This is a genomic window from Pseudomonas sp. PSB11, assembly GCF_014596605.1.
Lineage (GTDB): Bacteria > Pseudomonadota > Gammaproteobacteria > Pseudomonadales > Pseudomonadaceae > Aquipseudomonas > Aquipseudomonas umsongensis.
On the sequence record NZ_NOIO01000001.1, the window covers coordinates 291,685 to 310,862 of the forward strand.

Here is a 19,178-nt window from a genome sequence, read left to right on the forward strand (position 1 = left end):
GTTTCATTCGGCCTGGATGGCGTCGAAATCTCCTGATACCGGCTCCCGCTGAATCATCCGCTTCATCTTCCATTCAAACGCCAGCGTCAGGCCCACCGCCGCGCAGGCCAGCCCCAGCGCCAAGCCCCACCAGACGCCTGTTGGCCCCCAGTGCAAGTGGAACGCCATCCACCAGGCTGCCGGGGCGCCGATCAGCCAGTAACAGCCCAGGCCCACCAGGAAGGTGGTCTTGGCGTCCTTGAGCCCACGAATGCAGCCCATGGCGATGGTTTGCGTGCCGTCGAACAGCTCGAACCATGCCGCCACTGCCAGCAGGCTCACCGCCAGGTTGATGACATCGCGAAACGCCGGGTCGTTGTGATCGAGAAACAGCCCAACCAGCTGATTTGGCAACAGCCAGAAGACCATCGCAAAGCACAGCATCGCCACCGCGCCAAAAGCCAGGCCTACCCTTCCGGCCAGCCGTGCGTCCAGTAGCTGCCCGGCACCGTAGTGCTGACCGATGCGCATGGTGATCGCGTAGGAAATCCCCGCGGGCACCATGAAGGCCACCGAGACAATTTGCAGGGCGATCTGGTGCGCCCCCAGCTGCGTGCTGCCCATGGTGCCCATGCACAAAGCGGCGAAGGCAAACAGCCCAACCTCCACGGCATAGGTGCCCCCAATCGGCAGCCCCAGGCGCCAGAGCTCCTTCAGGTACTGTCGGTTGAGCCGCAACAGACCCCGGCGCAGGGGATAGGCATCGTAGGCCGGGTGCCGGCGAATGTGCCACGCCAGCGCCAGCGCCATCAGGTTGGCGACAATCGCCGTGACCAGGCCAATGCCCATCAGCCCCAGTTTCGGCAAACCGAACATCCCGGTGATCAACGCGTAGTTCAGCAGGAAGTTGGCGACGGTGCCCCCCAGGCTGATGACCATGACCGGCGTTGCCCGGCCGATGGCGCTGGTGAAGCCGCGCAGGGCCATGAAGCTCAGGTAGCCGGGCAGGGCGAACGGCAGGAAGATCAGAAACTGACCGGCCGACTGGACGTTGCTTTCAGTCTGGCCGAACAGCAGCAGTACCGGCTTGAGGTTCCACAGCAGCAAGCCCGCCACCAGCGCCATCAACCAGGCCAGCCATAACCCGGCCTGGGTCAACCGGGTCGCGCCGAGGATGTCGCCCGCACCCTGGCGGATCGCCACCAGGGTGCCGACCGCCGCGATCACGCCGATGCAGAAAATCGACACGAACGAGTAAGTCGCCGCTCCGAGCCCGCCGCCCGCCAGGGCCTCGGGGCTCAGTCGCGCCATCATCAAGGTGTCGGTGAGTACCATCAACATATGCGCCAACTGCGAGGCGATCAGCGGCCCCGCCAGCCGCAGGATGGCCCAGAGTTCAATACGCGCTGGATGCTGCATGGTCATCACGCTCGATTATCAAAGGAGACAGGAAAGCGTCGATTCTCGGCGCTCTACGGGGATTGCACAAAGGGATAAAAAGGATGGGTAGCATGAGTCAAACTCATGCTGGAGATTTTCTGCTAGGGTATTCAAAACCGCTGTAGGAGCTTTCCTGATGTCGCGTCGTCTTCCTCCTTTATATGCTCTGCGCGCATTTGAAGCAGCGGCGCGTCACACATCGTTTACCCAGGCTGCGCAAGAGTTGTCGATTACCCAAAGTGCGGTCAGTCGGCATATTCGTACGCTCGAAGAGCATTTTGCCTGTCGGTTGTTTCACCGCAGCGGGCGCAATCTGCAACTCACTGAGTCGGCGCGGTTGATCCTGCCGGGCATTCGCGACGGTTTCTCTGCCCTGGAGCGAGCCTGCAATACCTTGCGCGCCGAAGACGACATCCTGCGTATGAAAGCCCCGTCGACCTTGACCATGCGCTGGTTGCTGGCGCGGCTCAGCCGCTTTCGGCACCTTCAACCGGGCAATGAAGTACAGCTGACCAGCGCCTGGATGGACATCGACTCGGTGGACTTCAATCAGGAACCGTTCGATTGCGCCGTGATCCTCAGCAACGGGCATTTCCCGCCGGACTGGGAGGCTACTTTGTTATTTCCAGAGGAACTGATTCCGGTGGGCGCGCCTAATCTTCTGAACGATCAGCCGTGGGACGTCGCACGACTGGCCAGCACCGAACTGCTACACCCAACGCCCGACCGTCGCGACTGGCGCAGCTGGCTGGAGCGCATGGGCCTGACCGACCAGGTCTCACTCAAGGGCGGCCAGGTGTTCGACACGCTGGAGTTGGGGATGATCGCCGCCGCCCGAGGCTATGGCGTGTCCATGGGCGATTTGTTGATGGTGGCTGAAGATGTTGCGCAGGGACGCCTGAGTTTGCCGTGGCCGACGGCGGTCGCCAGCGGTGAGAATTATTACCTGGTCTGGCCGAAAACCCGCCCCGGAGGTGAGCGTTTGCGCCGCCTCAGCGTTTTTCTGTTGGGCGAGGTTCGGGCCATGGAGTTACCGGCGGTCGAGCACTTGAGCTGAATCATCGCCGGCAAGCCTCAATGGCGGATCCGTCGCCAGGCTAGTCACACTTGGCATTGCTGGATACTTCCTTGCTCGCCTGTTTTAACAGGTTACCCAACTCAGCTGCGTTGGTGCTGTTGTAAATCCGACCTCCGGTATTTTCAGCGATACAGCGTGACGGGCCGCCCGCACCGATTTTCACCACGTTGACCCGCAGGCGTGGTTGTTCCCTGGCGATTCGACGGGATACCGCGCAAACATCCTGTCCGCAACCGTCTTCGCCGTCGACGAACATCACGATCACGGCATCGTTATTGCGCCCGTCGACCGTGCTCGCCGCGTGGGCCAGGCTGTCGGCCAGCGGTGTGCCTTCGTCGGGAACCAGGCCTCGAATCCCGTTGATCAGCCGCGGGCGATCGCCGAACTTGAACAAACCCCGGTCCGGTGTTCTTTCGCAGCCGGCAAAGGTGATCAGGCGTGTATCAATCTTCGGGTCCAGCCCGTTGATCATGCCGGCCAGCGACTCCTTGGCGACGTCCATGCGGCTGGGTTTGGCGGTAAGCCGCATGGTGCGGTTCGGGTCCAGCAGCTTGTTGATGTCAGGACCGTAGAACCAGTCCTCGTCGGCTCTCACTGCCTTGATGTTCAAATCCATCGAACCCGAGGTGTCGAGCACCACCACGAACTGCGGGACCTCTGACTTCGGCGCTGTTTTGCGGCATGCGAAGTTGTCCAGCGTCGGGGCTGGTGGCGGGGCTGGTGGCGGGGCAGCCACTACCGGTTTTGGTGGTGGAACCGGCTTGGGTGGCGGGGCCGGCTTGGGTTCCGGTACGGGTGCCGGTGCCGGTGCCGGTTTTGGTGGTGGGACCGGCTTGGGTTCCGGCACCGGTTCTGGCGTGGGTTCGGGGGCCGGAACAGGTTTCGGTTCCGGTTCCACGACAGGCGCGGGGGCGGGCTCAACCGGTTTCTCAAGCGGTTTCTCAGCCGGCGTAACCACCGGCGCTACAGGCGCTACAGGCGCTACAGGCGGAACCACGACCACCGGCTCACGGTGCAGGAACCACCAGAGCCAGAGCGCCAGAAGCAGCAACAGCAGCGCGAGCAAGGCCGCCGCGATCCACCAGCCACGCCGCGACGGCGGTACGACCGGGGCCACCGGAATCACTGGCGGCACGATCGGTTTGGGCGGGCGCTGGTTCCAGCGCACCACCAAAGGCTCACCGTTGAGGCTGTAGAGCTTGTCCAGCTCAGGCGTGCCGAGCAGGCTGCGCAGGTCTTGCGCTTCGGTCGGTTGACCGCGTTTTTGCAGTTCATCCGCCAGCTGTGCGAGGGACGTCTGACGCACCTCATAGGTTTCCAGCAAGCGTCGTTGCGCGTCTTCGTTGAGATCGGCATAAGGCGTGGGTTGGCCACCCAGTTCAGTCCACCATTCCAGCACGTCGCCGCTGCCCATCCGCGGGATGGCAAACAGACTGGCGACGGTCGGCGGAAAGTGTTTCTGGATGAGGGCGACTTTGGCTTGCAGCGCACTCATCCCCTCCGATGTGGCTTGCGCATCCCTGATGACCCGCTGCATGACGACGATTCCTGAAAAAGTGCAGGCATCCCTCGGGATGCTTGCGGGGTGAAAAGTTACTCTTCGTAGCCGAGGCTGAACTGCAGCTGGTTGACCTTTTTCTGCAATGTTTTCAGCTCTTGCTGCTTGGCCGCCAGTGCCGCGGGTGTTGATTTGGTCGGTGGCGCCGCTTGCGAAGCCTTGAGCTGCTTCTCGAGGTCGGCAATCTGCTTCTGCACCTGGGCTTCATTGCCACGCCGGGCCTTGAGCGAGCTCAGCAGTTGCGCCAGCGATTGATTCAGCGCCGCCTGGGATTTCTGCTGGCTGGCCAGATCGGCCTTGGTGCTGAGCTGCTGCGCCTGAATGTTCTCGTACACCTGACGGAACATTGCGTTTTGCCGTCGGGACTCGCTCAGGGCCAGTTCCTTCTGCTTGACCTGATCGCTGTAACCACCGGAGTAGTCGCAGTTCATCTTGGTCAGCATGCTGCTGTCGCGATTGGTCGCATCGCATTCGCCGGGCTGGGTCGCGCATCCGCTCAGGGCCAGGACGGCAGTGATGACCATCAGTTGTCTTGGTGTCATGTGTTTAGCCCAGGGTAATTGCGGAGCGTTGGCTGTACAGGGCGTCGACTTCCTTCTGCAGGCTGACGACTTTCTGGTTCATTCTCTGAATGTTCATCTCCACTTGCCTGATCTCGGCGCTGCTGCCTTGTGAACGCTCGGCGTCTGCCACCTTGCGGTACTCGGTGACTTTGGTACGCATGTTGGCAAGGTCTTTGCGCAGGCGCGCGATGTCCGAATCGATCCCTGCGATTTGCGCCTGGGCCCTGTTCCTGTCGACTCTCTTGTTGGCGATGTCCTTTTTGATCTGGGCAATTTGCGCATGATCATCATTGATCACTTGCTGAGCGGTCGCAGTGCGGGCGATCACCTTTTGCGTATCTTGTTCTACGTCGCTGTTCATCTTCGCCAGGCGGGTGGTGGTGTCGGCGTATTCGGCGCGACGTTGATCCAGGTAATAGTTGGCGCCCATGGCCACGCCACACGCGGTAATACCGGCGGCGATGACGCACACGGTCTTGTTGTTGCTGTTGGACAGCGCGCAAGCAAGGATGCCGACACCGGCGCCGACAGCGCAGGCCTGGTATCCGGACTTGCTGAAGAACTCTGCGTCGTTACCCTGGGTCAGGCGAGGGTCGGTACCGTCGCCTTCGCCTTCGCCGAGCATGGAGCTGCCGGTGTTGGCGCAACCGGTCATTAGCAGGCTGCCGGCGACTACGAAAGCGATCTGTAGCTTGAAGCGAGTCCAAAGGCTGCGCGACATGGTGAAACTCCTACGTAACGGTGTTGACGCGTTGTTATTGAGAGACGGTTTTGCAACTGGTCAGCCAGGCTTCAGTATCGATTTTCTGCTTTTGCAGGAACGCCTTCTGATTGGCCCAGTGGGTGCGCAAGTAAGGTTTCAGGTCTTGCAGCTGTTTGTTGCGGGTGATGATTTCCTCCATCACCGGGACTTGCGTTTCAAGCAGTGGCTGGCCGTACAACGTAGCCGATTCCACCAGGCTGCTGGCGTAGTAACGGCTGAGTTTGTGCAGGCGGTCCTTCTGCTCCTCGAGCTTGGTTTTACGCATGTCGCAACTGGCATCTTTGTCTGCGCTTTCGCAGTTGAGCTTGTAGTTCTTTTGCAGGAAGTCCACGTACTGGCCGTCGTCGAGCATCTTGGTGCACAGGAACGCACCCAGGTTGAGGCTGGCGCGGATCGCCTGGTCGCGGGTTTCTTCCTGCTGCTGGTTGCTGGCACGCAGCTGGTTCTCCAAAGCCTGGAGCTTTTCCTTGAGCGCTTTGTCTTCGACGCCCGAGGCGAGGCTGTTCAGCGATTGTACGGTGCCTTTGTCGGCGGATTCGGATTCCTTGCTGCCGGTGCCGAGTTTCTTCCAGCTGCTTTCGATGCTGGCGACCCGTTCGCGGGAGGTGAGGGTCGGGGAGACCAGCACCAGTCGCAGGCCGGTGGTCTTGTTTTTCACTTGGCCTTCGGCGTTGTAATACGGCTCTTCCCTACGTATTGCCGTATGCAGGTCGGCCTGCGCGGTCAGGTAATTTCCGCCACGCACGACATAGCCGCCGGCCTGGCCGTGCTGGCGGTCGAGCTTGTTCAGGCGAAACGGCTCGAACATCATTTCGTCGACGTTACCGAGCATGTCATGCAGGCCCAGCGGGTTGGGCTTTTGCAGACCGGTCAATTGCACTTTGCCGTTGGACGATTGCGCCCCGGCGAACCACTCGTAGGCGTTGATGCCTTCTGGCATCGGGTAGTGCGTGTCGCGGAATTCAGCAGCACCGACTTCCAGCCCGCCGCGCGCAGCAAACTCCCATTCGACCTCGGTTGGCAGGCGCAGGAAGCCTTGGGCGCCGTCTTCCTTGGGCAGCTTGCCAGCGGCGTTTTTGCGCAGCCACAGGTTGTACTTGTCGGCGGCATCGATGGCTTGCACCCAGCTGACCGCCGTTTGCGGCAGGCGCATCTTGGTGGCAGCGGTGGGGCAGGTTGCTTCGGTCAGCGCGGCGTACTGCAACTGACTCATCTCGTATTTGGCCATCAGGTAGTAGCGGGACTTGTCGTTCTTGGCTCCGGTAAAGCTGCCGGCGATGAAGGTCGGACGGGTTTGTTCGACATAGCCGTATTCTGCGCCGTCCTGACCGATGCTGATAGGGTAGTCATCCAGGGGACCTGCGACCGGAATGAACACCTTGCGAAACACCATCGAACCTTCGCAGGGCATTGGCAGCACGACGTCGCCAGCCTGGGGCATCGGGTTGTAATACTTCTCTTCCCAGCCCGCCGCCGAGGCGTCGAGCAAGTAGCCGAGGCCCAGGGTTAACAGCAACCCAAAACGTTTATAGCTCACGCAAACTCTCCGCAGGTTGGATGTTGATGGCTCTCAGCGCGCCAATCATGGCCACCAAGGCGGCGACCAGGAAGGTCAGGAACAGGGCGGCAACGCCGTGCCAGACAGTAATGTGGCAAACGAACGTTCCGGTGGTCTGGCTGCTGCCGAGCAGGGAGTCGAACAAATGACTGCCCACCGCATAAAACCCCAGCCCGCCCACGTAGCCGGCCAGACCCAGCACCAGCGCTTGCAGGACCACGAAGCCGCCGACGGACCTGCGCTTGAAACCCAGCAGGCGCAGGACCGCCAGGCTTTTGCGTTTACGATCGATGTTGGCCAGGAACGCGCCAACCATGGACGCCACGCAGCCGATCAGTGCCGCCATGGCAATCACACCGAAGATCAACCCCAGCACATGGTTGATGGCTTTGACGTTGTCGATGTCGGCCAGTCGGCTCGACGTCTCGATGTGTTGTTCGTTTAGCCAGTGTTCCAGGGGCGCGACTTGATCGATATCGCGCGCATACACGCGGGCGCGGGCATACAGCGGTTGTAGATTATCCTGAGGCTTGCCGGTGGTAACGCCAAATTCACTGACCTGATAACCGTCGCGAAAACGCTCCAGATCCAGTAATAGCGGCGGGGCGACAAACCCGGCAGCGCGACCGAAGCGGGCACCGTCGAGCACGGCCAGTACCGTCAGCGTCATTTCGCCGCGTTCATTGACACCTTCCAGGCGGCGTAAGGCGCGCAGCTGCACGTTGTCGCCGGCCTTGGCCTGCAAGCGCTGCGCGGCACTGGCGCTGAGGATCACCTGATTGCCGACGGGGTTGAGGGACCCCAGGTTCAGCTGTGGGTCGCCGGGCTCAGTGGCGATGATTTCCGCGCCTTCGACAAAGCGTTGCATGCCGATCAGCAGATCCGCCTGGGTATTGAGCGAGCGGGTCTGGCCGAGGGCAAAACCGGTTTCGGGGCGCAGGCGCAAACGTTCGATCCAGGCTGCGTCGTAGTTACCGTTGCTGAGCATCTTCACTTCAAGGTTGCGCGGGTCGCGCAGCAGTTCGTCCTGCAGTTGGCTGACCACCCCGTGTTTGAGCCCGAACAGCAACAACAACGGCGCGATCACCGCCATCAGGGAAGCGGCGATACACAGCGAGACCTTGCGGTCGTGCCAGAGGTCTTGCAGTGCCAGCGAGCCCAGCAGGCGCAAGCGATCAGTCCATCGGTTCAAACTGAGTCTCTCCCTGATGGCTGATAGCGCCGAGTCGCGGCAGGCCGAAATTTTTCAGCAAGGCCCAGTCATGGGATACCACGAGTGCACTCAGGCCCATGCTCGACACCAGGCTCAGGAGCAACTCGAACAATCGCCGGGCACTGTGAGGGTCGAGCGCGGCGGTCGGCTCGTCGGCCAACAACAGCAGCGGTTCATGGGCAATTGCCCGAACGCAGGCAACGCGCTGGCGTTCGCCGATCGACAAGGCCTGGGGTTGTTTATCCAGCAACCCTTGCAGGCGCAATACGTCAACGGCGTGGTCGATGTGATCGCTCTTCACCGGCATCCCGAGTAAACGGCGCGGCAGGCTGATGTTGTCGCGCACGCTCAGGAACGGCAGCAAGCCGCCGCTCTGCAAAATGAATCCCAAGTGCCGTGAACGCACCGCGGCTAGAGCGGGCTGGTCGTCAGTGGCCAGCAGTTGGGCGATATCCTGAGCGTGCGTCGGGCCCAGCCGGAAGCGCTCGAGTTCCACCGGCGCGAGCAACAGGCCGATGGCTTCGAGCAACGTGCTTTTGCCACTGCCGCTCTCGCCGGTGATGGCGAGGATTTCCCCGGCGCCGACCTGCAAGTGCGGCAGTCGCACGTGATGGGCTTGTGCGCCTTCACCGCGGCGCACCAGCAGGTTCTTGATATCGAGCATCGGCGTCTCGTCAGGGCATCATTTCCAGCGGCACGGGGTAGACGTTGTCCCGCGCATCGCTGTCTTTGGCTAAAGCTACCCAACGGTCGACATCGGCGTTGTAACGCTGGTAATGCCGAAGTTTGGTGTTCAGCGTGCGGATGAATTTTTCCTGGGCCAGGCCATCCCAGCTCTTCCAGGTTTCTTCATCCAGGTTCAGCACTTCACTTTGATAGGGCAGGTCTTCGAGGTATTCACCGAGGACGCCCATGTCCGCCAGTTTGGCATTGCTGTTCTGCTTGAGCTGATTGGGATCGGCGCCCATGGTCGCCGCCACCGAACGCAGGCGATTGAACATGTCCGTCGGCGAAATCAGGCCTTCGTTGGCGGCATCGAGAATCTGCTTCATCACATCGCTCAAGTCGCTGAGCTGCGACTTGGTCAGCAGCACCCGTACGTCGGTGGTCGGGATGTTCTGCTTGATCAGGTCGCGGTCGGTGATCCATGCCTTGAACACTGGCGGGGCTTTGCTGTTGGTCTTCTCGCCGAGATAGGCCAGTTGCATGGCGTGGCCGATCAGCGCCGCGTCTTCGAGCATCTTTTTGTCGGCCGGGTCCTGCTTGGCGTTCGCCGCGCTGCCGATGGCGTCTTCGCCCATGTAGGCGGCTTTCACTTGTGTAGTGATCGCCCCGGCCAGTGCGTCGACCTTGCGCCCGAATTCCTGCACATCGCCAGCGTTCACCGGGTAGTACAGCGAAGTGTTGGTGCCCGGGTAGGTCGACAGGTTCTGGTATTGCGCCTCGGCCTTGGCATGGTCCTTGGCGCCCGCCGGGGTTTTCAGGTGCAGGGTGTAAATCGCCACGCCCGGGTTGGCGGCTTCCATACGCACCTGTGCGGCGCTCAAGCCGGTCTTCGACAGCTTGTCGTCGCCTTCGATGGCGCCCGCGTCGGTGATCAGCACTACGTAGCGTGCGCCGAACTGGTTCCAGTCGACCTTGTCGATGCTCTCCATGACGCCGGCAAACGAGTCTTCATCGAAGCTGCTGCTCGACACGGTGGCCTGTTTGAGGTCTTTGATCTTCGCGAAAAAGTCGGCGCTGTCTTTCACCTTGGTAGGGTCGGCGTACATCTTGGTGGTGTATTCCAGCCCTGGCACCGCCTGGGTGTTGGAGCGGAAAGCCACCAGGCCGAACTTGACCTGCTTGCCGAGGTTCTGCGCTTCGATCTTCTGGTAAACCTTGCGGATCGCCTCGCGGGTGCGGTCGATGTAGGGGTCCATCGAGATCGTCGAGTCGATGACAAATACCACGGCCGCACTGAATTCCTTCAGCTGGTTGGCTTTTTTATCTTCGGCTTCCTTGCTGCCGGCAGCGCTGTTTGCAGCACCGCCCTTGGCGTTTTTGTCATCCGGCTTGCTGACGGAGGCGACGTTGAGCAGGCGCGTGCGAAAACCGCTTTCGGTCATGACTTCTTCGCCACTGAGCACCGGCAGCAGGTAAAACTGCTTTTGCAGGTCGACGAAGTATTCAGGTTCTTCAGCCAGTACGCCCGGTGCCTGCTGGCCCTTTTTCAGCGTGGCACGCAGCGGCGCAACTTTGCTGACCGGGTCCGGCGCATCAAGGATGCCTTCGACGGTGGCGCGGTCCTTGAAGAACAGCAGCCGGTCGCGGTTGGCCGGGTTGGTGAAGGCCAGCGTCAGCTGCATCTTCCAGTCGGTGGTGCAGCTGGCAGGCAGCCAGCCAATGGTTTTGCCATAACTGTCGGGGCCGACTTTCAGCCATTCGGCATTGTTCGCTTGCGCACGTTCGTACACATAGAAGCGGCTGAAGACCGGTTGTGCTTCACCTTCGGCACCGCCCGCCGTCGAGCTGATTTTGCAGCCCGGTGTGGTCAGCACACGTTGGAACAGGGTCTTTTTACCGGCCTGGATCAGCGGTTTGTCATCGGCCTGGGACAGCGGGCTGATGCACAGCGCGAGCAAGGTAGCAGCGCTCAGCAGGAGTCGACTCATGGGTGAACGCATCACTTCTGCAACTCCTCGAAACGCTGCTTGGCTTCGGCATTGTTCGGGTCCTGGGTGAGGATGGTTTCATACCAGTAGGCGGCGGTGGCGTTGTCCGCGGCCGGGAAGCACTCGCTGGCCTTCAGGTATTTAGGGTCGTATTCGCGGGCATAGGCGTTGGCGATCAGCACGTCACCGGCCTGGGCACGATTGGCGTACAGGCGCTGGGCGACACCGCAGTGTTTACTGGCCTTGGCCTGGTCGATGATCTCCAGCAACCTGGCACTGTCGGGTGCCGCCTTGATGCAGGTCTGGACGAAGGTCAACTCGGGCAGGCTGTTCATGCTCTCGAGGGTGCAGGCTTGAGCATTGGCGCCGGCAGGTGCGGCAGCAGTGGCTGCAACCGCAGGCGCCGGGGTGCGTTTGTAGAACCAGAATCCGGCGCCCGCCGCCAGCAGCAACACCACAATCAACAGGCCGATCAGGCCTTTGTTGCTTTTCTTAACCGGTGCGGGAGGCGGCGTATAGGCGCGGTCGGTGAGTACCGATTCCAACTCCATTTCTGGCTCGGCGGTGGACAGTGTCAGTTCAGGCAGATCCGGGATCTCCGGGATCTCCGGTGCCGGTGCCGGTGCGCTGGGCGCCGTCAGTTCTACAGCGCCGTAAGTCGAACGTGTCTGGCCGCCGGCCGTGGACGGCAACAAGCCGACGCCTGGCCGCACCACGCCTTTGTCGGCGTGGCCTTGGCTCTGTTCACGCAGTTCGATCTGGAATTGCGAGTTGGCGCCGCCTTCCAGCAGTGGGTCAACCACGTCCGGTCCGACCTGGGTTTGCAACGCTTCGCCGTTGGCCGTGAGGTTGAAGCGCGAGACCTTGAACCAGAATGGATTGTTGCTCCAGGCCTTGTGGTCCTGAAGGTAAAAACCGTCCTGGTTGCGCTGAATGGAAAACTCCAGCTGTTGCTCGTCACCCTGCCATTTCTTCACCGTGAGGCGGGCCTGGCCAGGCACATTGGGCTCTAACGCGAGCAGGTCGACACGAATTGGCATTGCTTATCTCGCTGCGAAGGCTGTGAGCACTTGGCCCAGCCGTTCGTTCTGTTCAGGGGTGATTTCACGTCCGGCACCATGGCCGGCATTGTCCTGCGTGATGTAGGCCAGGCCCGAGAGCCAGTCGCCCAGGTACCGTTGCGCCTGATTCGCCGGTTGCGCCGGCAGTACGGGCACTTGTCCCGGGCCAATGTCGGTGTAGAAAGAAAACAGGGGCTCCTTTGCACCGGCGCGGCTGTTCGGACGCTCGCTCACCGGTTTCTGCAGGTAGCCGAACCAGGACACGAAATCGCGCAGCACGCGCTGCACTTCCAGCACCTGGCGCTCGACCAGTTGATCGCGCCGCGCGCCACTTTGTGCGCGCTTGAGGACGGCGCGGCTCAGTTGCCCCGGCAAGTCCTGGCGATAGCCGGCGGTGATCAGTTCATCGACCACCGCTTCCAGCAAGGCCTTTTCCAGCCCCAGCAGGTTGAGCAGGCTTTGCCGGGTGGTCAGTTCACGCAGGTGCGCGATCCAGGCCTTGAACGCCGCTTTGGCGAAACGGTGCTCGTTGCTTTGCAGTTCGGGCGCCGGGGTGGCGGTTTTACTGCTGACTGGCGCGTCATGGCCCGGGTCGTCGCTGAAATCGAAATTGAAACCGGCGTCGTTGCCATAGAGGCTCTGGCTCGGTGTCGGGGTGACCGGCTCGTCGTTCACGGCCGGCTCGTCATCGGTTTCGTACACGCCGCTGAGGTACAGGTCGCGCACCTCTTCGCTCGGTATGTCGAGTTGATCGATCAATTCGCCAAGTACCGCGGGGCGACGGCCCAGGCCCGTCAGAATCATTTGCGCCTTGGCTTTCTTGGCGGCCGCGGCGCCGTCGTCGTCAGCGTGGTACCAGGTGCTCAGGCCGTGAGTGGTCAGGCCTTCGAGGCATTCGCTCAATTGCTCGCGGATACGCTGCAGTTTAAATTCGATATTGGCCACGCCCTTGAAACTACCGCTGAAGTGGCTGATGCCACCGTCGTCGTTGCGCAGCATTTCTGTCCAGGCGTTAACCGGGTTCTTGATGTGTTTGCACACCAGCGCGTTGCTGGCGAAGCTGGTGCCCAGCGCGCTGACACGTTCCTGATAGATGGCATTGAGGCCGGTTTCCGCACCCGTCGCGTCTTGCCCGATGAACGCCGCATCCATGCGCGGCTTGCGCACCAGGTAGGTGTTCTGGAACGGTGTGCCGGCCCAGTCGTTCATCCAGCTCAGGCTGCCGAAACGCTCCAGCATGGTCAGCTTGACCATGCCGTTCCAGCTCTCGTCGTACTGATCGGGTGTCAGGCTCAGGGAGTTGGTAATGCGCAGGTCGAGCATGGTCAGCGCCCAGATCAGGCCGGTATCGCGCTTGCTGCGAGCAACCGAGTCGGCGCCCTGGGTTTTTTCGATCCAGCGGGTCAGCACCGGGCCCACGTCGTTGACGTCGCTCTGCTTGGTCGAACTGGTGCAGACCACCAGTGCGTTCATTTCCTGGTTGTCGGTGTAGCGTTCGAACAGGTAGGCGACCTTGCCGCGCAGGATCAGCTGGGAAACGGAATTGTCCTTGGCGCTGGATTGCGGGTCGTTGGAATCGGCGATCTCGTGCAGTTTCTGGCGCCCGCGATAACCGGGGAAATCCAGCAGGTCGACCTGATTGACGATGTCATCTACCGGCGCCTCGATCAGGCGGAAGGTCATTTCGGCGGTCAGTGCCGCCAGTTGCGCGACCGCAATTGCCTGACTGTTTTGCAGGCGATCGCCAACCAGCGGCCGAACCTCGATCGGCAAGTCCAGCGGGCTGCCGAAGCGTTCGAGGATGTCGACGTTCATGATGCTGTCGCGCTGGCTGTAGGTGTCGTTGTCGAAACTCACCAAGGCCTTCAACGGTGCGAACACGGTCTCGGGCAGACCCAGCTTGTGCAGCGCGCCGGCCAGTTTCTGGTACACGCGTGTCAACTCGCTTTGCTCACCCCAGAGGATCGAAAACAGCTCGGCCCGCTCCTGGAAATTCAGCCGTGGCGCCAGCTGCAACGCTTTGGGCCAGTACAGGTGCTCAAGCTTCTTCACCGAGTTGCGAAAATTGTCGCGCAGGTAATCCCACAGCGACACCAGATCGTCGGCGTTGACGCCCGTTTGCAGCGGCCCGGTTTCGCGGCCTTCGAACGGTTTGAGCACGCGCTGGATGCGCTCTTCGTCGATCTCGTAGGAAATCCTTTCAAGGTCGAAATCCTTGAACCAGGCGTTGGCGAGAATCTTCGCCAGCTCGATTTCCTTGAACAACGTAAGTTCTACCGGGAAGTCCTTGTCCTGGCTTTCCGTCGCCCGACGGCTGAAGCGCGTGACCAGGCCGGTGGCCTCCTTGCCTCCACCCACCGGGTTGATGTGTTTGATGAAGTCCAGGCGATGGTCGCCGAACTCGGTTTCCAGCTTGCCGTTCTGACCGGCGGCGAGGGCCGAAATCAGGTAGGACTTGCCGGCCTGGGACAAGCCGAAAAAGCCAATGGTCATCGGCGTGCAGGCCACGCGACCGAGGCTTTGAGCCAGGTTGCGGGCGCGGTGCAGGCGAATGTTCAGGTTGTCGGCTTCGCTGTCCAGGCGTGGCGCATTGCCGCGCGTCTGTTCAATCCAGTCCAGCGCCTGACCGGCGCCTTCATAAACAGCGGCCCAACTGGCAGAGAGCTGAGTTTGATCGGGGGTCAGGTCATTCATTTGCGTTTCACACTTCCACTGTCGAGCCAGTACTTGGTCTCGCTCAGGCCGGCGTCGAGCATGGTGTTGAGTTCCAGCTCGAGGTCGCTGCGCGGGTTGAAGTTGACGTTGTTACTGTTGGATTCGATGTCGCGAACCGAGAGGCGGTCGCTGACCAGATCCTGCTTGCGCGTGTATTTGTCCGCCGGTTTGACCTCGAACCGCACCTTGAGCAGCGGGGCGCTGCCATTTTCGCCGGTCGCCCGGGAAAACTTCTCCCGACCCGCCTTGGTGAACCGCAAGGTGTACAACGGCGAAGCGGCCCAGCGTTCGGTGGCCAACTGGCGGAAACCGAGGCGAAGGTCGCCGCGCATTTCCAACTGCGGTGTGTCGGCGGCGTCGCCAACGCCAATTTCCGGTAGCTTGATTTTATAGTCTTCGGACTGGATGTCGCGGTACAGCACGTCGGCATCCTTGATCACGTTGTTCAGATCGATGACGCCGATATGCTTGACCGTCGAATATGGCTTGAGCGCCGATGCCCGGAAGTAGAAGTTCGGCACGCTGTGGTTGGCGCACAACAGGCAGAGCATGGCGCCGACCGAGGCGGTGCTTTTCGGGTCGTCGATCCGGCCGTTCTTGTGAAACGGATACCAGCCGCCGGTGCGGTAGTTTTGCAGCGCCAGAATGCGCCCCGGTGGCAGCGGCAACAGCTTGCGAATGAACGCCTGGATGCCGGGCAGGCGTGAAGGGCGGCCGGTCAGCAGCAAGACGTCACAGGGGTAATGCGCGACCACTTCACACAGCGCACCCAGGATCTTGGTGATGTTGATCTGGTCGTTGAGGAACGCGGCATGGAGCTTTTGCAGGTCGAAGCTGATCGGTGCGTCATACAGGTCGAAACGGCTCTGGGCGCCGACATCGCGACGCACGGCGACATTGACGTAGTCGAGCACGGTCTGGCTGATGGCATTGTCACCGAGCAATTGGCGGTAGCTTTGCGGGATGACTTCTTGCGGGACTTGCGGATCGTAATGCTCGTACGCCTTGAGCAGCGCCAGGCCCAGCGGGACGAACACCTGGAGGTTCAATTGCTGACGCAGGATCATGTCCTGGGCACTGACCGATTCATCGCCACACAGCCGTGACATCAATGAGTTCGGGGCCTTCACGCCAGCGTTCTGCAAGGCTTTTTCGAAACTCGGCAGGACGAAGTCCTGGATCACGTCCAGCAGGATGTCGTCGCCGGCCACTTTGAAACCATCGCGAAAACGCTGTTCCGGCACGATGTGCACGTTGCTGCCGCTGCCGGTATTGCCCGCGCGGTCGAGGCGATAGTCGGTGATCACCAGGTCGGTGGTGCCACCGCCGATGTCGATGGTCGCGAGGGTGATGCGTTGGCGGTCGACCTTGTCCGGCCGGGCGATGGTGTCAAAAAACTCTTCCGGGTGGCCGGCGAAGTTCTCGTTGACCTCGGTGTACAGGTACACCAACTGGCCGCAGGACGCTTCGTCCCATTCCACGCGGATACTCGGGATCGGCGTGCGCGGACTGACGGCCTGATCCAGATGTGGATCTTCCTCGCCGGCATGCCAGCCGAGGCTTTTCCATACCAGGCCGATGGCTTGCAGCATGCGTTCGTTGAGGATACTGCGCTCGGCCTGCGGCATGCCCGGCGGCACGGTCAGGGTAATGCTGTTGAGCTGGCGCGGCACGCGGGTATGACCCTGGCGCGAACGCTGGGCCGGGCTGTTGATTTGCGACAGCGCCTGGGCCAGTACTTCGGCGAGCATGAAGGTCATTAGCGAGCTGCGTGAGTAACGCGGCATGAACACCGGCAGACGATCGTCTTCTTCGAGGCTGTAAAGCGCCTCGCCGGTTTCGTTGATCAGGTGCGAGAACGGCGCGGCGGTGGCGTACGGCTCATTGTCGGTCTTTATGTACGAGCAGTTGAAACGCCAGCCGTGGCCATAGGCGTTTTCGTCCCACAGATAGCGTTTCGGACTGGACAGGCCCGTGGAGCCTTCGGTGCCGCGACGACGACTGGCCAGACGACTGGCCTCATTGCCGACACGGGCAATCGTCGCCCATTGGAACGCATCGTGACGACCGCTCTTGACCGAGCAGTGGTCCTTGCCGAAGTACGCCTGGGAGAACTCCACGCGGCTTTCAAACGGCAGGTTATAGGTGTGTTCGGGGGTGATCAGGTCACGCAGTTCCAGCACGTAGTTCTGCTTCAGTCCGGAGCCGGCCTGACCGTGGTTTTCGATCAGGATGCCGCAGGTGCGGGAGTTGCCGACGTCCAGCACCAGGTCCACCGGTATCGGTTTGACCAGGCCATTGCTGTCGTTGGCGACCACTTTCAGCTCGGGGATTTCAACTTTCGCCCGGGCCTTCGATTCCTGGGCGGCTGACGGTTTGCTCAACAGGCTGAGCAAGTTGAGGTAGTGCGCCAGGTGATGGTTGGCGCGGATATCGATGTCCAGCTCTGCGCGCGAACGGTGGGCATTGCCCTCATTGAACACTTCCAGCAACCACTCGTTGACCCACGGCTGCGCCAGGAACCAGCGGGTTTCGCTAGCCTTGGTCGCCAGTTTGAAAGACACGCCGGAGCTGATGTCTTCATCGTTCGGCGCCAGATAGGCAGTGCCGTCACGCTTGGGCATCACACGGCTGTCGAACGCCATCGTCAGGCGGTGGGTATTACCGTCGATGTCGGGAGTCGCCAATTTCACCAAGCGCATGCGCGACCAGTTGGTCGGACCTTCGTCGAAGCGATGCGGCGGCATGAAGCGGAAAAACGGGACCGGCAGCCAGATGCCGTCGAGCAAATCGAGGCTGCTTTTCATGTCGACGCTGAACGCCGGTTTGGCTTTTTCGACCTTTTCCGGTTCGGGTTCGTAGAAAAAGAAGTCTTTCTCTTCGTTGTACGCCAGGCGACAGATCAGCCCGCTGATCATCGGTGCGAACTCGCCCGCCGGTTCCTTGCGGGGATCCAGGCGCAGGGCGAAATCCATGAACTGGATGCCGGTGTCGCTGACCAGCGTGACGGTGTCTTCGAATTGAGTGACTTCAGGCAACATGTCGGGTTATTCCGTCTTTATTCGGCCACTTGCCGCATGGACATGGGGAATTGTTCTTTTCCGTAACCGCCGGTGCAGTCCGCGATCGTGGTCGCCCCTTTGCGGCAGCTGACCTTGGGCATGTCGTAAGTGCTGCCATCGCCGCAAACGGCCTGGCCCTGGCTGTCGATGGCCAGGCTGCCACCCTTCATAGTAGCGCTCACCGGCCCGCTGCATTTCGAACCGTCGGCCTGGTGCACGGTGACCTGGCCCTTGCCGTCCTTGAGCTGGTACTCCAGACGCAGCGGTTTGCCGGTTCTGCGGTCCTGTATCCCGGCGCCTGCGCTGTACTGGCCATCGAGAAACTTGGCAGCACCGTCGGCGGCGTCTGGCGGGATGCTCAGGGGCGGGCCGGATTTGGCAGCGGCGGGTTTTTCTGCCTCGGGCGATGTGACATCCGGCGGCGCGGTTGTGTTTTCGGGTGTCGCGGTTTTGTTTTCGGCTGCCGGGTCCTTGGCTGGATCTTTGGCTGGGTCGGCCGCTGCGGCATCAGCCTCAGTGCCTTTGGCCAGGTCGGCCGCCGCTGCATCAGCCTCGGTGCCTTCGACTGGCGGCGCCTCTACGTCATGGGTTCCGGTCACGGCGGTACCGATGCCGGTTCCAGTGCTGGAGCCTATAACGGTGCCTGTCACCGGGACGCCATTGACCGTCGTGACATTGCCGGTCTTTGGCGGCTCTTCCAGCTGTTTTTCTACTGGCACAACGCTATCTGGCAGCAAATCTACCGCCACCAACGGAATCGGAACGCACCCTCGCAGGCCGAGCAACAGCCACAAAAGCAAGAGCAATAGCGGCAGCAACAGCCACCACCACCAGCGACGCCACCATGGACGAGCAACCACCGGCATAACCGGCGCGACAACGGGCGGTTCGACCTCGGGTGGCAGCGTGAACGCGGGTGGGACCTGATAGAGGCAGTGCAGGGGATCGCTATTGCCGGTACCGGCATGCTCGAAACCCCAGAAGGTCAGCACCGGTTTGCCTTGCACCAGGTAAACGAAGTTTTCGTCCGGGAAATGAATCACGCGCTTGAGTAGCTTGCCGAACACGGCTTTGTCGCCTTGCGGCTGTTCGGCGGAGTCCGTACCCAGGAAACGCTGGCTCAATTCTTCGAGCGCGGTCTTCAAGGCCTCAAGCTGGCGGCGGGCTGGGGCGCGTTCTTCTTCGGTCGCGCTGCTCCACGGAATCACGTCGCCGTCGAGGGCGCTGTACCAATCGATCCGGTTGCCGAGTTCATCGCTTTGAGGGATGGCCAGATGATCGACCAACTCGGGGTTCTTGCGGCGAATGGCTTCGCGCAATTGCAGGGCTGCCCGGTAGACCGGTTGACCTGTTTCGCCGAGGGCAGTGAATGACCCGCTCTTACCGCTGCGTAATAGTGCCCCGCGCATTCAAACTCCATACGATCCGTTGCGCAAAAATGACAGACAGGTGTGTCTGTACGTGCTCCTGCATTTGGCGGGCGGCCTTAATGCCATGATGATATCACCGCCTGTCTGCCGGAGGTTTAAACCTT

13 protein-coding genes are annotated in these 19,178 nt (G+C 61.2%); 1 reads left to right on the top strand and 12 read right to left on the bottom strand.

What is annotated here, in order from left to right:
- Positions 1-3: 3 nt before the first annotated feature.
- A complete protein-coding gene (locus CGA21_RS01370) occupies positions 4-1,398 on the bottom strand; it encodes a NorM family multidrug efflux MATE transporter (protein WP_188263379.1) in 1,395 nt (464 codons plus the stop codon).
- Between the two features lie 157 nt (positions 1,399-1,555).
- On the opposite strand from CGA21_RS01370, the gene CGA21_RS01375 reads away from it, so the two are divergent.
- A complete protein-coding gene (locus CGA21_RS01375; protein ID WP_110748145.1) occupies positions 1,556-2,476 on the top strand; it encodes a LysR substrate-binding domain-containing protein in 921 nt (306 codons plus the stop codon).
- 40 nt (positions 2,477-2,516) lie between these two features.
- Here the strand turns inward: CGA21_RS01375 and CGA21_RS01380 are convergent, their stop codons facing one another.
- From CGA21_RS01380 to CGA21_RS01430, 11 genes are read right to left on the bottom strand one after another with little or no spacing between them, the layout of a single operon-like run.
- Complete coding sequence (locus CGA21_RS01380; protein ID WP_188263380.1) at positions 2,517-4,034, bottom strand: vWA domain-containing protein; 1,518 nt, start codon at positions 4,032-4,034, stop codon at positions 2,517-2,519.
- Between the two features lie 56 nt (positions 4,035-4,090).
- On the bottom strand, positions 4,091-4,597 hold the full coding sequence (locus CGA21_RS01385; RefSeq protein WP_110748139.1) for a hypothetical protein: 507 nt from the start codon (positions 4,595-4,597) through the stop codon (positions 4,091-4,093).
- 4 nt (positions 4,598-4,601) lie between these two features.
- Positions 4,602-5,339 (bottom strand): hypothetical protein, encoded by a 738-nt coding sequence (locus CGA21_RS01390; protein WP_110748136.1) that lies wholly within the window; start codon positions 5,337-5,339, stop codon positions 4,602-4,604.
- Between the two features lie 34 nt (positions 5,340-5,373).
- Complete coding sequence (locus tag CGA21_RS01395) at positions 5,374-6,918, bottom strand: SUMF1/EgtB/PvdO family nonheme iron enzyme (RefSeq protein ID WP_110748133.1); 1,545 nt, start codon at positions 6,916-6,918, stop codon at positions 5,374-5,376.
- Positions 6,908-8,131: an ABC transporter permease gene (locus CGA21_RS01400; protein WP_188263381.1), complete on the bottom strand. Its 1,224-nt coding sequence runs from the start codon at positions 8,129-8,131 to the stop codon at positions 6,908-6,910. Before CGA21_RS01400 ends, CGA21_RS01395 begins: the two co-directional genes overlap by 11 nt.
- Positions 8,115-8,816, bottom strand: a complete 702-nt coding sequence (locus CGA21_RS01405; RefSeq protein ID WP_188263382.1) for an ABC transporter ATP-binding protein — start codon at positions 8,814-8,816, stop codon at positions 8,115-8,117. Before CGA21_RS01405 ends, CGA21_RS01400 begins: the two co-directional genes overlap by 17 nt.
- Positions 8,817-8,826: 10 nt before the next feature.
- Positions 8,827-10,806 (bottom strand): vWA domain-containing protein, encoded by a 1,980-nt coding sequence (locus tag CGA21_RS01410; protein WP_110748584.1) that lies wholly within the window; start codon positions 10,804-10,806, stop codon positions 8,827-8,829.
- A gap of 11 nt (positions 10,807-10,817) precedes the next feature.
- Positions 10,818-11,846, bottom strand: a complete 1,029-nt coding sequence (locus tag CGA21_RS01415) for a hypothetical protein (RefSeq protein WP_188263383.1) — start codon at positions 11,844-11,846, stop codon at positions 10,818-10,820.
- Positions 11,847-11,849: 3 nt separating this feature from the next.
- Complete coding sequence (locus CGA21_RS01420) at positions 11,850-14,561, bottom strand: putative virulence factor (protein ID WP_110748122.1); 2,712 nt, start codon at positions 14,559-14,561, stop codon at positions 11,850-11,852.
- Positions 14,558-17,623, bottom strand: coding sequence for a virulence factor SrfB (locus CGA21_RS01425; RefSeq protein WP_110748119.1), 3,066 nt, complete (start codon positions 17,621-17,623; stop codon positions 14,558-14,560). Before CGA21_RS01425 ends, CGA21_RS01420 begins: the two co-directional genes overlap by 4 nt.
- Positions 17,624-17,640: 17 nt before the next feature.
- Positions 17,641-19,053 (bottom strand): SrfA family protein, encoded by a 1,413-nt coding sequence (locus CGA21_RS01430; protein WP_188263384.1) that lies wholly within the window; start codon positions 19,051-19,053, stop codon positions 17,641-17,643.
- Positions 19,054-19,178: the final 125 nt, after the last annotated feature.

Excerpts from the sequence above, each read along its gene's own strand:
- CGA21_RS01370 (WP_188263379.1), bottom strand. The coding sequence starts at position 1,398 with ATGCAGCATCCAGCGCGTATTGAACTCTGGGCCATCCTGCGGCTGGCG.
- CGA21_RS01375 (WP_110748145.1), top strand. The coding sequence starts at position 1,556 with ATGTCGCGTCGTCTTCCTCCTTTATATGCTCTGCGCGCATTTGAAGCA.
- CGA21_RS01380 (WP_188263380.1), bottom strand. The coding sequence starts at position 4,034 with ATGCAGCGGGTCATCAGGGATGCGCAAGCCACATCGGAGGGGATGAGT.
- CGA21_RS01385 (WP_110748139.1), bottom strand. The coding sequence starts at position 4,597 with ATGACACCAAGACAACTGATGGTCATCACTGCCGTCCTGGCCCTGAGC.
- CGA21_RS01390 (WP_110748136.1), bottom strand. The coding sequence starts at position 5,339 with ATGTCGCGCAGCCTTTGGACTCGCTTCAAGCTACAGATCGCTTTCGTA.
- CGA21_RS01405 (WP_188263382.1), bottom strand. The coding sequence starts at position 8,816 with ATGCTCGATATCAAGAACCTGCTGGTGCGCCGCGGTGAAGGCGCACAA.
- CGA21_RS01410 (WP_110748584.1), bottom strand. The coding sequence starts at position 10,806 with ATGAGTCGACTCCTGCTGAGCGCTGCTACCTTGCTCGCGCTGTGCATC.
- CGA21_RS01415 (WP_188263383.1), bottom strand. The coding sequence starts at position 11,846 with ATGCCAATTCGTGTCGACCTGCTCGCGTTAGAGCCCAATGTGCCTGGC.
- CGA21_RS01420 (WP_110748122.1), bottom strand. The coding sequence starts at position 14,561 with ATGAATGACCTGACCCCCGATCAAACTCAGCTCTCTGCCAGTTGGGCC.
- CGA21_RS01425 (WP_110748119.1), bottom strand. The coding sequence starts at position 17,623 with ATGTTGCCTGAAGTCACTCAATTCGAAGACACCGTCACGCTGGTCAGC.
- CGA21_RS01430 (WP_188263384.1), bottom strand. The coding sequence starts at position 19,053 with ATGCGCGGGGCACTATTACGCAGCGGTAAGAGCGGGTCATTCACTGCC.